This is a genomic window from Psychrobacter sp. TB55-MNA-CIBAN-0194, assembly GCF_040309505.1.
GTDB classification, from domain to species: Bacteria; Pseudomonadota; Gammaproteobacteria; order Pseudomonadales; family Moraxellaceae; genus Psychrobacter; species Psychrobacter fozii.
This window is the reverse complement of the sequence record NZ_JBEOOW010000013.1, coordinates 21561-35185: the sequence shown is the minus strand read 5'-3', so window position 1 is coordinate 35185 and position 13625 is coordinate 21561. Positions and strand designations below refer to the sequence as shown.

The window sequence follows — 13625 nt, the reverse complement described above, 5'->3', positions numbered from 1 at the left end:
TTGCAGATTCAAATAATGAACCGCAATGCCAAGTATTTGCGCTGTTATTTTTTATCTTTGAGAAATTCAATCATGATGTCATTCACCGCTTCTGGCTGCTCTTGTTGCACCCAGTGTCCTGCGCCTTTTACAAAGTGAATCTCTAGCTGTGCGACACTCGCCTTCATCGCTTCAAAGTTGCCATAGCTTTGATACGGCCCCCAGTCTTTTTCGCCTGCTATAAATACTACGGGCACATCGATAGATTTACCGCTGAAGGTTTTTATCGCATGGAAATATTTTGGATTGGTGGCACAGCGATAAGAATTCATAGTGCCTTGAAATTGCGTGCGAGTGAACTCGTCAGAAAATACTTTTAGCTCATTATCAGGTAACCATTCACAGGCATCTATTTGCGCTTGGGTTGGCATGAATTCCATGACTTGCTCAGGCATGCTTTTATCCAAATCCATCACATAGTATTTTGGAATTTTAGAAAACTCCTCAAGCGTTTTAGCTTGTAAATTGTGCGGGTTGTTCTCTTGCCAGTCGCCACTCTTGGCATGATTGTATGCCCGCATAAAATCATGAATTCCCTGAGGTGCATGCATAATCTCATCGTTAGCATGAGGCGAGGCAAAATACATCTGATAGTGTTTGCGGGGTGGTACTAAAGAGCCTAGCTGCTCTTCCATACTTTTGGTCAAGGTTGGATCGTAGCTTGTGGCATCTTTTGGTAGATTGGCTGAATTAAATGGAAATTGCGGCGTGCCTGGCCAAGGCGTACTCATGATGATTAAAGACTTGAAAATATCAGGACGGATAAAACTACATAGTGCTGCCGCAGGAGAACCAAAGTCATGGCCTGCAACGGCTGCGACTGATTTATAGCCTAATGCATATACCAGCCCAATCATGTCTTGCACGTTATTGTATAAACTAAACTGGTCAAGATTACAGTCGAAACCTGTCTCCCACCCTGTCGTTCTGCCACTGCCGCGTAAGTCCGGAGCAATCACATAAAATCCTTGGTCAGCCAAAGGTAATAGCTGCTTTCGCCAGCTATAGGCCAGCTCTGGATGACCATGCAAAAGCAGCACAACTGGTCGGCTTCCTTTCTCAGACTCTGTTTCTTCAAACCCTGCTTCTAAAATATGAACATTCAAGCCGTTATTGTTATCAACAAAACGCGATCTGATTTTTGGATCAAGCGTATCGGTGCCATAAGCATTTTGATTACTATTCATCATTCATCCCTGATTAATTTATTTAGTGATAAGTTAAGGCTTGTCGTTGACGACACCCCTTGCCTACAGACCATAATTTCATAACAGCGCTTAGAAGTTTGTCGCGCACACGACAATTCCTCAATAAATGAGAGATAAATAAGTTTGAAAGTTAAAAATAAGCCTGTGAGTTATATTTTTACGCTTAGCTAATTTGCCAATGTTCCTAGTGATAGAATGGCTGATGATATGTTCTCGAATATAATTCTAATAACCAGTCATCATTTTTTAGGCCAATTATATGACCCCTTTATATACTGCATTAGCTGTACTGGTTACCTTTATTTGGGGTGTGAACTTTACCTTTATTGCGTGGGGGCTCGACAGCTTTCCTCCACTGATGCTCACGGCCCTACGTTTTTTCTTTACCGCTATACCACTGGTTTTTTTTCTTAAGCCACCCAAGTTCAACCGTACATTATTTATCTATGCCATCGGTACGTTTGTCATGCAATATGCCTTTGTATTTACTGCTATGCATTTGGGTGCGTCGGCAGGCTTGACCGCGCTATTGCTACAAATTCAGATTTTTATCACCGTGCTACTAGCATATGTCATGCTGGGTGAGGCAGTAAATCGCATGCAAATCATCGGTATGATAGTTGGCCTACTAGGATTGGGCGTGATTGCGCTAAACCTTGGCGGTGATATGCCATTGGCTGGATTTGTCTGTATATTGATTGCAGCCATAGGCTGGAGTTTTGGCAATATCGCATCAAAGCAAGCATCGGCTCAAGCAACCTTAAAGTCCGCGCAGCATGAATCAAGCGTGTCTAACATCTCGCCTACCACTGGTAAAAACAAAGCGTCTGCATTATCTGCGCTAGCACTAGTGGTGTGGGGCGGTCTAATTGCTTGTGTAATCTTGACGCTGTCTTCTCTCATATTTGAGACTGACGCATGGCAGTTGGCGACGTTCACAGACGCATCGCTCAAGTCATGGTTATCGCTTGGGTTTATCGTGTATGTCTCAACATTGATTGGTTTTGGACTGTGGGCACATCTACTTAGCCAAAACACAGCCTCTAAGGTGATGCCGTTTGCTCTATTAGTACCCGTATTTGGTATGACAACGTCCGTGTTACTCACAGGGGAAGTAGTGACGTGGTGGAAGATGCTGGCGATGATATTGATCTTGTCGGGTTTGTTATTGGCAAATATGAAGCTAAAGAATAAGCTTCAATCAGTATAAAGCGGTAGCAAGCCGTTAGCCAAAACTGCTGATATATTAGCTCAACATGAGGATTTGGATGCGCATGCGTGTTCTGCACGCTATCGGTATCCGTAAGATAATTGGATTGAGGGTGGGTCTAGGTTTTTAGGGTATTGAACAAGGGTAAGAGCTTTGGCAATGCCTCAAATAGGTATCTTAGTAATAATTTCATCTCTGCTTGATTGATGTGAATGGCTTTTTTGGTCTATGTGATTGAAACGCCATTCACATTTTTTTAATAATAGAAAAATTCTTGTCAGTTTTCCTAATTGAGCTGTCTACTATACTTTTACTTATTAAATTGGCTTTTAATGGATAGCCTACATAGACGCTTAATCCATTGCTATGATTCTTATTGGATTAATAGCTGGCTTATAAACCACCTACAATACGCCAATACCACTTAACAGTAACTGTCCACCAGCCACTAACAATAATAAGCCAAAGGCACGCTTAAGCATTAAGGCCGGTAATACATGGGCAAGCTTGGCACCAACTTTTGCCATCGCAAAGCTCGCCACCGAAATACATAAGAAGCCACTAATATGCACAAAGCCTATCGTACCTTCAGGAAGGTTCGCCACGTCTTGACCAAACCATGCAAAGCCTACCGCACCAGCTAAAGCAATCGGTAAACCACAGGCAGCGGAAGTCCCAACTGACTGCTTCATTGGCAGGCCTGCCCAATTTAAAAATGGAACGGTCAAACTACCACCGCCAATACCGAAAATAGACGATGCCATACCAATACCCGTACCCGCCCCAAACTGTACACTAGCAGGTGGTAATGGCTTCTCTACTGACTCTTGATTAGAGAAGAACAACATTTTTAGCGCCATTAGTAATGCACCAATACCAATAATAATTTGTAGCATCTGACCTTCAATCATATCAGCAATGCCTGCGCCAACCAAACTTCCAATAACTAGACCCAAGGCCATATGACGCCAGACCTCCCAGCGTATACCACCACGTTTATTATGAGCCGTTAGTGAGCTGATAGAGGTCACAACAATCGTCGCAAGAGAAGTACCAATCGCTAGATGAGTAATAACTTCAGGAGGAAAATTATACGCCGTAAAAATCCATACGAGTACTGGGACAATAATCATGCCGCCGCCCACACCAAACAAGCCAGCACTAACGCCTGCGAATGCCCCTGCAATAATAAACCACACATATAACATCTAGATCCTACCTCTTGATTATGGTCAAAGTAAATCATTAAGATTTACTTTGACCTGATAGCTTTATTAACAATATTCTAAAAACCAGATATCTGGCTCTGTATTCTAAAATTTACGGCTAGCACATTAACGATTTCTTTCTATCCAGTCTTTTAGACCATCTACATTACGAAAGTCGTCCCAACTCCTACAAGGCACATGCGGTAGCAAGTTATTTACCATTCTGGACAAAGCATTTCCCGGGCCTATCTCTATCACCATGCTTGGCTGATATTCTTTAATACTTTCCATACAGCAGTACCAATCTAATGCATGATCGATTTGACGTGACAAGATATCTAAACCTTGATTTGTCTCACTGTACCTTATACCTTCAGTCGCACTAACAATCGGTGTTGTCATAGCAGATAAAGCCAATGACTCTGTATATTTACGGAACTTCGCTGACGCACCCTGCATCATTACCGTGTGCGACGGCACTGACACATTTAGCAGTTGCACATTTTGCGCACCCAATGTTTGGGCAACTTGTGTAGCCTGTTCAAGATTTTTTTTGTGACCACCTATAATGAATTGGTCTCTATTAATCTTAATAGATAGGTAGGTTTTACTCTCTTCAAGTAATTGATTCAGCTTACTATCAGGCACACCTTTAATTGCTAATAACCCGCTAGACTCTGTCACTTCTTGCTGCATGAGGTTGGCTCTTTTACTAACTAAATCTAACCCGTCCTCAAATGTGAGTTGGCTACTACAACAAAAGGCACTTGCTTCTCCCAAAGAATATCCAGCAAAAGCCGTTGGTGCTGCAATCAATTGACGTAGCTGATGCCATCGATAGTATTGCAAAGTATAAATAAACGGTTGCGCAACTTTGTTATCAAATAATTTATCACTATCAGAATTTTCATCGAAGAGCTCTGGTGCCATAGCACTTAGAATCGATCGCTCGTGCTCTGAGGTATAGGTCAATATTTCATTCACGTGCTTTTGGCTTTGTAGGCCTTGCCCACTAAATAAGATAATTAAATTCATTTTCCACCTTATAAAAAAATATCGTGACGGCCAATAGATCAGCACTACCACCTGGGCTGAGGTTATTATGAATAAAATACTGATTGATATTACTTACTTTTTGGCGCCAATCTGATTGATGTACGCCCCCTGCTTGCAAAAACTGTTTCGCCAACGATTGCGCATTTTCTAAGTCTTTTATTCCGCCTCGCCACACGATATTAGTATCTGACAATACAGATATTAGTGTCATTAATGACTGCATACTGGATTTTTCAAAATCTCGAGTGCTATAGATAGTGTCATAGAAGCATGGCAAAACGTCAGTTAAAACAATCTCAAAGCCATTAGAAACCATCTCAATAGCACCAGTTATGCCGTACTTCTTAAACATTTTTTGACCGTGGCTATCTAGCTCACGCTGTAGACGAGTCGTTAAATCAAACTGCCACCGATCCACCAGTTGCTCACAGATATTCTTAGCGGTTAATGGTATTTCTGCTTGTATACATCTACCAATCGCTGCACAGACAAAACCTAAATTAAATATTGCACCCTTATGAGTGTTAATATTTTTGGTCGCCTCTCTCATTTTTGCTTCTTGGTAAATTCCCATATTTTTTAAGTCATCGAATGGTCTATCATCATAGCCAAACTGACTCAACGTGGAAAAATACCCTTTCAAAGAAGTGATACTATTAATAAAGGTAAGGTGGTTCATATCTGTGTGACTACCATTACCCGAAGGACATACCAATCCTGGTTTATTCTCCAGACTTAATTCATCATATAAAGCTTCACATGCTAATTCATCAATCTGTTGCCAGACTGCCTGCGTGGGCAACAAGGTTTTGTTTGTTCGATCTAATAAAGTGTTCAAATTCATCAGTATTCCATCCTAGTAATACGTCTATTTTTTGAAGTTTGATATCACAAAGGGTTTTTACTAAAACGGTTGGGACATCAAACATAATGGCGTAGATTAGCTCGTTAAAAGACACGTCGTTACATCCATGTAACCTTATCTCCCCATCTATCTTTAAACCCACGGCAGATTTTGCAAGCAGGTTAAAGGCTTCCACTTCTAATAATATTTGTGAAATATTATTGCTGTGTGCAACGATTAAAATATCCAAATCTGATGTTGGTTTCACAAAAGGCAAACCCGTAAAGTATTGATTGGCAAAGGAGCCATAGACATGCACATCACAATTTAGATGAGCACAGCGTTCGATAAATTGTTGAATAGGTCTTTGAATCGTTTTCGGTAACTGAGGTATTAAAGCCTCAAGCGCTACAGGTGACTTGATAACGTCAGGAGTTGTAGATAGCGTTAGTGCCAATCGATATTTAAGACCGTCCTCTATATAACTGGTTGCAACCTTGATGACATCGTTTATATCTTGTCTACAAGCCGTCAGTGGTTGTTGAGACTCAATCATCTTACCAACAGCCATGGTCACCGATAAAGGTAGAGATGCATTCATAAAGTCATATGGCTCATGGGGCTGTAAGTAAACTAAATCATGACGTTGCATACATCTCACCTCTATAAAGACTTGCTTAACATTAAGCGGTCAAAACCGACTGAACAATATCATTGCATAACAAACGCCCTTTTCTTTCTTCTGCCACTTGCCGGCGATTATCTGTAAGAAAATCATCAATATGTGTCAGTTGGGATTCAAGAGCGTTTTCGACCAGATGTTCATCAAGCGCTTTCCAAATATCGTTAACCGCGCCCATTGCATAGTAGTTCTCTACACCTGGTGCAAAAATGGCTGATGTCTGTGATAACGACTTCAGCTTATCTAACGGTATCTTAGTCACCCTCGACATCGCATTTAAATCCATCACTTTCACTTGGCTGGATTGCATAGCAAATACTTGATTTGCCATGAGACCATAAGACAAGAATCCACCACTGACCGCCTCACCCAAAACAATGGCTAAATTTGGATGACCGCTGCGTTTGAGCAGATCAACACAAGATGCCAGATGAGCAAACGTTCTATTGAGACATAACAACTCATCAGCTCTCGATGAGTCTTGTCCCATCGTGTCTACGATAAATACGATAGGCGTTTTTTTACCTTGTGCTATGACATCTAATATCTCATTGGCAAGTGTCATTGCAATCAGTTGGTTCATAGCGGCGGAATCAACGGTACCAATGATTTCAACCTTGCCCATTTTGGTTTCTGCACTACCTCGTATCATTGAATGCTCAATGTGATACTCAAGCTCGTTGGGAAACAACGCTTCTAAAATTGTTTTCGTTTGCATGATATTATCCTTTTTTAATAGCTCTAATCTGTTGAGCGCTAAGCATGGAAATAGATTCAGGGTTGTCTATATTCATCGACTGCCAAATTGGTATGCTGTCTTTTTCACCAAACCATTTATCATACTGGCTTTGCAATGAGGCTTGCTGTTGCTGTAAATACGCTAAGTCCAAATCAATAGCAGGCTGCTGCAGAGCCTCAACAATCCCTTGAGTAATATCAGTTACATCATCTTCTACCAAAAATTCGACATGATTGAGCAAATAACGTGTCTTACCACCTGTCACTCGCCATACTAAAGCTCTGTCTTTAGAATCAAACTCTTCTACACCTTTAATGGTTTCAATCACTTCAGGGCCTGAAAGAGCCAGACGCCCCTCCTCTGTCATAATGACATGTGTACTTAGACACGCACATATACCCATACCACCGAAGGCACCATTCGTACCACCGATGACGGTAATAATAGGAATGCCCGCATTGCGAACCTTTAACATCGCACGCATAATCTCAGAAATCGTAATCAAACCAGCATTTGCCTCGTGAAGGCGAACACCACCTGAATCAACCAAAAATATGATGGCTTTGGGCTTTTCTTGAATAGCTTTGAGTAACATGCCGACAATTTTTGCCCCATGTATTTCCCCTACAGCACCACCCATGAACTTGCCTTCTTGAGCAATCATGTATATTGGCTCATCTTGAATTTTTGCCTGCCCAATAATGACACCATCATCGAAACTGCCTACGATATCTAACGAGGCAAGATTAGGACTCACAGGGATGCTACCGGGCTTAAGAACTTCTTGAAAACTGTTCTTATCAACAATACTGGCGATTCGATTACGTGCCGTCTTTTCATAAAAGCTTTGTTGAATATTTGAATTATCCATGTGATTCTTCCTCTAAGATATTAATCGCTTGGCTTAAGCGTAGACTCACTACTGCGGGAGTCGCGCCCATATCATTGACCTTAAACTCCAATCCGCCTACTGCATAACGACTAGAGAAATCCTGTAACACAGTCTCCCAAATATGATCAAAGCCTGCGACTGAGGTATCAATAATGAATTTGCTACTTTCATTGTTCGCTAGCGGTGTTACTAATACTTCTAAGTTGCCTGACCCAACCACACCGCAAATAACTTCTTTTTTGATGTTTTCGATGGGTTGTGAAATGAAGTCGAAATTAAGTACATTCATAGTTATATCCTTAGTATTATTTTTACCAGTTTCTGAAACGACTTGGTGGAGAGTAAGTACCATTGGACCACTTCACTAAATCTTTGACAGATTTGGCTGCCAATAGATCTCTCGTCGCTTTTGAAGCATCTACGCCAATATCTTCTGGTCTCTGGATAATCCCACGCTGCCTTAACTCTTTGACTTTTTCATGATCTCGTTGCATACCGATAGGTGTGTACCCCGCTACGCCGCGAATCGCTTGCTCTCTCTCTTCTGGAGTGCGGCACAATAGTAAGTTTGCAATCCCTTCTTCGGTCACGATATGCGTGACATCATCGCCATAGATCATGATAGGTGGAAAATCACTTCCCATCTTTTCTTGTAGTTGCCATGCATCAAGCTCTTCAACAAAGACAGAATCCATATGCTCACGGTAAGTTTCTACCATTTGCACCACTAGCTTCCGACCTTTTACCACGCGTCCGTCTGTCGCTTCTTTACCTGCTTTGAGATATGCATAGCTAGAATGTCTACGTCCATGTGGATCTGACCCCATATTAGGAGCCCCGCCAAAACCTGCAATGCGATCTACCGTCGCTGTCGAGCTATTACCTTGTAAATCAATCTGTAAAGTTGCCCCTATAAATAAATCACAAGCATACAAACCTGCTGTTTGACTAAAAGCACGGTTGGATCTCATACTGCCGTCTTTGCCCGTAAAAAACACATCAGGGCGACTTTGAATGTATTCGTCCATCCCTACTTCTGAGCCAAAGCTATGAATGCTGTCGACAAACCCGCTTTCTATCGCTGGAATCATAGTAGGATGAGGATTGAGCGCCCAATTAGTACAAATTTTACCTTTAAGGTTCAATTCTGCCCCGTAAGTAGGTAACAGCAACTCAATGGCAGCCGTATTAAAGCCGATACCATGATTCAGGCGTTTAATTTGATAAGGTGCATAGATACCTTTTATGACCATCATTGCCATCAGTATCTGTACTTCCGTAATTTGAGCAGGGTCACGTGTAAACAAAGGCTCTATATAGTTGGGCTTAGGTGCCACAATGAAAAAGTCCACCCAGTCCGCAGGAATATCAACGCGTGGTACGTTATCTACTAGCTCATTTACCTGTGCAATGACAATACCACTTTTGAATGCTGTGGCTTCTACAATTGCTGGCGTATCTTCGGTATTTGGGCCCGTATATAGGTTACCTTCAGCATCTGCAGAATGTGCCGTGATCAAGCACACGTTTGGTATTAAATCGATGAAATATCTACCATATAACTCTAGATAGGTATGGATAGAGCCAATTTGAATTTTTTGTTGCTGAACCAGCTTTGCCAGTCTTAATGCTTGTGGCCCAGAAAAGGAAAAGTCGACCTTACTCGCAATACCTTTTTCAAAGATATCGATATGACTCGGAAGTGCTAAAACGGACTGTAAGATGTGCAAATCATTCAGCACTTCATTATTACACTGAGACAAACACTCCGATAAGAAGTCAGCTTGTTTTTGGTTGTTACCTTCTATACAGACCTTATCTTCAGGCACCAGTACCGTTTCCAGTAATTCAATCGTTCTATTACTCGGTACCAGTTTTTCCAAGCCTTTATGCTTCGCTTCATTCAGCTTTGTAGCCCGTCGCTTTTTTTGTATATCCCATGTTTTTTCTTTAATATTCGTTTTCATAAGACTTCCTTTATCTACTTATTAAAATATGGCATTTAAAGTTAGGAAAAATATAGATGGCCCTAATAAACACCCTAGCCCTGTGTAGAACGTAGCCACTAATGCGCCATAGGGAACTAATCTTACATCTGTACCTGCCAGCCCAGCTGCCACACCACTCGTCGTACCCACTAAGCCGCCAAAAATCATGGCTGAACGAGGGCTTTTAAGTTGCATGAACTTAGCAAGCAATGGCGTTGAAATCATAAAAAATACGGCTTTGATTAAACCAATCGCAATAGACAAGGCAATCACATCAGAGCTTGCACCAACAGCAGTACCTGTAATTGGACCCACAATATAGGTCATCGCACCCGCCCCAATAGTCGTCATAGAAATAGCGTCTCTATAACCTAATGTCCATGCAACACCAGCGCCTACCACGAACGGGATAACGCAGCCTAATAACAAGGCAATCACGCCAATTTTTCCAGCACGTTTTAGTTCTTTGACATCTACCTCAAATGCAGTGGATGAGATAGCAAGATCTCGAAGCATCGCTCCGCCTAAGAGGGTGAATCCAGAGAAAATTTCAATATCAGAAATGCCTTTGCTACCAGTTGTATATAGACCTGCAAAGTAAGCGGCAATCAAACCGAGGGTGATAGCAATAGCAGATGACTGTAGTTTGCCTCTAGTTAGATATTTAGATAATATTTGAGAGAAAAGCATCACCAGACCTGTTACTGCAATAGCAGTGACGAAGGCGTTTTTAGTGAGCGTCTGTATAATTAAGTCCATTTAATTACTCCATTTCGCGCTTTAATTAGTTGCGTAGATTTTCGTATATTATTAATAGTTCTCATTTATAGATAAGAGTTATTCGACAACTACCTCTTTATCATCGTCCCATGTGAATGTGTCGTAATCGTTGGCTATGTTATTAAGCCAACGTACAACGAACACGGTCGCAGTCAGCGCAATAACAGAAACAACGGCTGCTACCATTCCACCAGATAGTGCAGCGACTACGTTTTGCTTGGCCGCCATTGCAACTACAATAGGAATATACATTCCTGCCCAATACAAAACTCCAAACTGCGTAGATTTCGGCAGCATACCTTTTTTGGCAAGCAGCTCTTTACCGATAATTAATAGAATCATTGCGATTGCTACACCGCCGACGTTGGCTTGGACACCTAGTATTTGTCCCAATAGCCCACCGAGGAACACCCCGAGTAGATAACAAACTGCTAGCAAAGCAGTACCATATATGATCATAAAAACCTTCCTTGGATATGAATGACAGCCGCTTTAGTAGTATTTAACTTGATACACGGGCTGCATAAAATAAAAACCTCAATTGATAACAACCAGATAGAGAACCAAGTACGGGTAACTGTCGTTTGGTAATACTTTTTGAGGTTCTTTGACTTTCCCTATCTACCCCCTCCCCTTCACAAAGAATATCAGCCTTGATAAAGCTCAAAACCTTTGTAAGGATCTACCACCTACCACCCACTTGTTTGATATAATCTAATACAGTTGGTTTGAAAGTGCAACCATATTGTATTTATTAAATCACTTATTGTATACAAATGGAGTATTTATGAGTTTAATTGACGACTTACCTTTATCTGTACAAGTTAGTAAAAAGATAGAAGATGAAATTATTTACGGTCGTCTTCCACCTGGTACTAAACTTGATGAGGCAAAACTTTGTGAAAAATATGAGGTATCAAGAACACCTATCCGTGAGGCTCTAAAGCTTTTAGCATCTGAAGGTTTGGTAGAAATCCGCCCTCGTAGAGGCGCAATTATCCCTACACTAAATATCGTGACGCTGTTTGAGATGTTTGAGGTGATGGCGTATCTTGAAGGTATGTGTGGACGGTTGGCTGCTCGAAGAATCAATGAGGAAGAGAAAGTTGAGCTATTGGCGCTGCATAATGAATGTAAAGCGTATTTGATGGAAGGGAATACAGAAAGCTATTATGAAGCAAATAGAAAGTTCCATTTTTTTCTATATCAACTCAGTCATAACAGTTTTCTGATAGAGCAAGCCAGCAACTTACATAACCGACTGCACCCTTATAGACGACTACAGTTGCGAGTAAACAATCGAATGCAGCACTCTTTTGAGGAACATCAAAGCATCGTGGATGCCGTTATCAATTCTGATGAAGATTTGGCTGAGCGTTTGATTAAAGAGCACGTGTCAGTTCAGGGAGAGAAGTTTACAGACTTGGTGGCAACGATGAGTCCTGATAATACTAAAGACTAGACGATTTAATAATTTTTTCTAGAAAAAGGCTCCTACATTCCTACCAAAATCACTGCAAAAACACCTCCATTATCTATTTAACAAAAACCCGAAGATTTAAGTTCATTAAATCCTCGGGTTTTTTTAGTTTGAACGATTAATCTACAGTCGGTTCAATATCAGATCTAAAAGTGAGTACTTACTACAGCATCACTTGTGCAATCATAGCCGAACCGATGAACGTGCCTGTAAAGGTCAGTATCGCAACCACTGCAATCTTAAATCCAGATTTTTTGAATAAATCCACTTCCATTTGCGAGATAGCAAAACCAGCGTACGCAAGCACAGGTGTCAGTAATTGTAATACACCCATTTTCGCAGTTTCTTCCAACACATAGGCGTTAAACGGAAACTGTGGCAAGGATATAAGGATAGCCACAATCGATATCCATGCGATAGCAGGCACGTTGAAAGGGATGACTCGTTTGAGTAATATGCCGACCACACAGCAAGCAAACAGAATCAGCATGGCAGGTAATCCATCGATTGGATCAACGCCTTGCCCTACCCAGTTACTGAGTAGCAGCACCACACATATCACAGCTAGCAAGATGAATGTCTGTCCCATCGACAATACGGCAGGCTCTTCCATAACCGCACCGAAATCTGTGTCGGTAGTAGCGTCTGCAGTGTTCTTTTTAAATTTGCTAACGACCTTATATAAAAACTCTGTAAAAGGTAGCGCGACAAATAAGCTAACGAATAGTCCGGTAGCATAGGTTAATAAGTTAGAAGTTGCTGCAAATGCTGTAATGGTCTCAGCTTGATCTGGCACTGTCTCTGCCAACGCAGCAGAACACGCACCCATCATACTGCCACTACCAATACCACAAGCCATAGCGAGCGCTCGAACATCCATGATATCCATAGAGGCAATGATGCCCGCCATCAATGAAAAGTAAATGGCACCAAACAAAGTACCCATCACATAGACGCCCATCACACCGATACCTTCGGCGCTTTGGAGACCATATTTATCAGCAATCAATGCCACGTTAGGCTCACGAGCAACCGAGTGTGTTGCACCGATAGCCTCTCTTCCCATACCAAAGACCAATACCGCAACCGGTAGTGCAATCAGTACAGTCGCTACATTACCCAGCTCTTGTAATAGCAATGCAGGACCTGCCGCGATGATTTCTTCGATATTAGGACCAACGCCCACACCGAACTTTGCAATGAAAGGCATGATGCTTAAAAGAATGGCATAACTGGCAAACTTGGCGCGTTTTTTGGTTATGACCGCCTTCATAGAAGGAATGACGTTTGGGTTGAGTAGAATTGCAAAGATAAAAGCATAAAGTAGAGGCAGTAATACCAAAATACCAATGCCGATAGGAATCTTGATAATACCGATCCATTCTGCCAGTAATGACACAGCAATGACCAATAAATGCAGCTTCCAATCCAGTAGGTGCTTTGTCATTGTCGGTGACAACACGCTATTATTATTCATATCAATTCTCTTTGTATATGAT

General features: G+C 41.6%; 14 protein-coding genes. 2 read left to right on the top strand and 12 right to left on the bottom strand.

Annotation, left to right across the window (positions count from 1 at the left end; genetic code table 11):
- Positions 1–44: 44 nt before the first annotated feature.
- Positions 45–1226, bottom strand: coding sequence for an alpha/beta fold hydrolase (locus AAEY75_RS13680; protein ID WP_352259850.1), 1182 nt, complete (start codon positions 1224–1226; stop codon positions 45–47).
- Between the two features lie 280 nt (positions 1227–1506).
- Here AAEY75_RS13680 and AAEY75_RS13675 point away from each other — a divergent pair, with 280 nt between their 5' ends.
- Positions 1507–2457 carry an EamA family transporter gene (locus AAEY75_RS13675; protein ID WP_197216831.1) on the top strand — a complete coding sequence of 317 codons (951 nt, stop codon included), beginning with the start codon at positions 1507–1509 and terminating at the stop codon, positions 2455–2457.
- A 404-nt stretch (positions 2458–2861) separates the two neighbouring features.
- Here the strand turns inward: AAEY75_RS13675 and AAEY75_RS13670 are convergent, their stop codons facing one another.
- From AAEY75_RS13670 to madL, 10 genes are all read right to left on the bottom strand, one after another.
- The gene (locus AAEY75_RS13670) at positions 2862–3665 is read right to left on the bottom strand and encodes a sulfite exporter TauE/SafE family protein (protein ID WP_197099933.1); all 804 of its coding nucleotides are present in this window, start codon (positions 3663–3665) and stop codon (positions 2862–2864) included.
- A 126-nt stretch (positions 3666–3791) separates the two neighbouring features.
- The gene (gene mdcH / locus AAEY75_RS13665; protein ID WP_352259849.1) at positions 3792–4700 is read right to left on the bottom strand and encodes a malonate decarboxylase subunit epsilon; all 909 of its coding nucleotides are present in this window, start codon (positions 4698–4700) and stop codon (positions 3792–3794) included.
- Positions 4678–5565 (bottom strand): triphosphoribosyl-dephospho-CoA synthase MdcB, encoded by an 888-nt coding sequence (mdcB, locus tag AAEY75_RS13660; protein ID WP_352259848.1) that lies wholly within the window; start codon positions 5563–5565, stop codon positions 4678–4680. The genes mdcH and mdcB overlap by 23 nt, the downstream gene beginning before the upstream one ends.
- Positions 5492–6217: a malonate decarboxylase holo-[acyl-carrier-protein] synthase gene (gene mdcG / locus AAEY75_RS13655; protein WP_352259847.1), complete on the bottom strand. Its 726-nt coding sequence runs from the start codon at positions 6215–6217 to the stop codon at positions 5492–5494. Before mdcG ends, mdcB begins: the two co-directional genes overlap by 74 nt.
- A gap of 31 nt (positions 6218–6248) precedes the next feature.
- The gene (gene mdcE, locus AAEY75_RS13650) at positions 6249–6965 is read right to left on the bottom strand and encodes a biotin-independent malonate decarboxylase subunit gamma (RefSeq protein ID WP_197216823.1); all 717 of its coding nucleotides are present in this window, start codon (positions 6963–6965) and stop codon (positions 6249–6251) included.
- A 4-nt stretch (positions 6966–6969) separates the two neighbouring features.
- Positions 6970–7857 carry a biotin-independent malonate decarboxylase subunit beta gene (locus AAEY75_RS13645; protein WP_201592839.1) on the bottom strand — a complete coding sequence of 296 codons (888 nt, stop codon included), beginning with the start codon at positions 7855–7857 and terminating at the stop codon, positions 6970–6972.
- The gene (gene mdcC / locus AAEY75_RS13640) at positions 7850–8167 is read right to left on the bottom strand and encodes a malonate decarboxylase acyl carrier protein (RefSeq protein WP_110924275.1); all 318 of its coding nucleotides are present in this window, start codon (positions 8165–8167) and stop codon (positions 7850–7852) included. Before mdcC ends, AAEY75_RS13645 begins: the two co-directional genes overlap by 8 nt.
- Before the next feature lie 22 nt (positions 8168–8189).
- Positions 8190–9845 (bottom strand): malonate decarboxylase subunit alpha, encoded by a 1656-nt coding sequence (mdcA, locus tag AAEY75_RS13635; RefSeq protein ID WP_197216820.1) that lies wholly within the window; start codon positions 9843–9845, stop codon positions 8190–8192.
- A gap of 21 nt (positions 9846–9866) precedes the next feature.
- Positions 9867–10625: a malonate transporter subunit MadM gene (gene madM, locus AAEY75_RS13630; RefSeq protein WP_197099928.1), complete on the bottom strand. Its 759-nt coding sequence runs from the start codon at positions 10623–10625 to the stop codon at positions 9867–9869.
- Between the two features lie 78 nt (positions 10626–10703).
- Positions 10704–11105: a malonate transporter subunit MadL gene (gene madL, locus AAEY75_RS13625; RefSeq protein ID WP_197216819.1), complete on the bottom strand. Its 402-nt coding sequence runs from the start codon at positions 11103–11105 to the stop codon at positions 10704–10706.
- Between the two features lie 328 nt (positions 11106–11433).
- Here madL and AAEY75_RS13620 point away from each other — a divergent pair, with 328 nt between their 5' ends.
- Positions 11434–12108: a GntR family transcriptional regulator gene (locus AAEY75_RS13620; protein ID WP_110924279.1), complete on the top strand. Its 675-nt coding sequence runs from the start codon at positions 11434–11436 to the stop codon at positions 12106–12108.
- 181 nt (positions 12109–12289) lie between these two features.
- On the opposite strand, the gene AAEY75_RS13615 is transcribed toward AAEY75_RS13620, so the two are convergent.
- Positions 12290–13603 carry a DUF3100 domain-containing protein gene (locus AAEY75_RS13615; RefSeq protein WP_197216818.1) on the bottom strand — a complete coding sequence of 438 codons (1314 nt, stop codon included), beginning with the start codon at positions 13601–13603 and terminating at the stop codon, positions 12290–12292.
- Between the last annotated feature and the right edge of the window lie 22 nt (positions 13604–13625).

Excerpts from the sequence above, each read along its gene's own strand:
- AAEY75_RS13680 (WP_352259850.1), bottom strand. The coding sequence starts at position 1,226 with ATGAATAGTAATCAAAATGCTTATGGCACCGATACGCTTGATCCAAAA.
- AAEY75_RS13675 (WP_197216831.1), top strand. The coding sequence starts at position 1,507 with ATGACCCCTTTATATACTGCATTAGCTGTACTGGTTACCTTTATTTGG.
- AAEY75_RS13670 (WP_197099933.1), bottom strand. The coding sequence starts at position 3,665 with ATGTTATATGTGTGGTTTATTATTGCAGGGGCATTCGCAGGCGTTAGT.
- mdcH (WP_352259849.1), bottom strand. The coding sequence starts at position 4,700 with ATGAATTTAATTATCTTATTTAGTGGGCAAGGCCTACAAAGCCAAAAG.
- mdcB (WP_352259848.1), bottom strand. The coding sequence starts at position 5,565 with ATGAATTTGAACACTTTATTAGATCGAACAAACAAAACCTTGTTGCCC.
- mdcG (WP_352259847.1), bottom strand. The coding sequence starts at position 6,217 with ATGCAACGTCATGATTTAGTTTACTTACAGCCCCATGAGCCATATGAC.
- mdcE (WP_197216823.1), bottom strand. The coding sequence starts at position 6,965 with ATGCAAACGAAAACAATTTTAGAAGCGTTGTTTCCCAACGAGCTTGAG.
- AAEY75_RS13645 (WP_201592839.1), bottom strand. The coding sequence starts at position 7,857 with ATGGATAATTCAAATATTCAACAAAGCTTTTATGAAAAGACGGCACGT.
- mdcC (WP_110924275.1), bottom strand. The coding sequence starts at position 8,167 with ATGAATGTACTTAATTTCGACTTCATTTCACAACCCATCGAAAACATC.
- mdcA (WP_197216820.1), bottom strand. The coding sequence starts at position 9,845 with ATGAAAACGAATATTAAAGAAAAAACATGGGATATACAAAAAAAGCGA.
- madM (WP_197099928.1), bottom strand. The coding sequence starts at position 10,625 with ATGGACTTAATTATACAGACGCTCACTAAAAACGCCTTCGTCACTGCT.
- madL (WP_197216819.1), bottom strand. The coding sequence starts at position 11,105 with ATGATCATATATGGTACTGCTTTGCTAGCAGTTTGTTATCTACTCGGG.
- AAEY75_RS13620 (WP_110924279.1), top strand. The coding sequence starts at position 11,434 with ATGAGTTTAATTGACGACTTACCTTTATCTGTACAAGTTAGTAAAAAG.
- AAEY75_RS13615 (WP_197216818.1), bottom strand. The coding sequence starts at position 13,603 with ATGAATAATAATAGCGTGTTGTCACCGACAATGACAAAGCACCTACTG.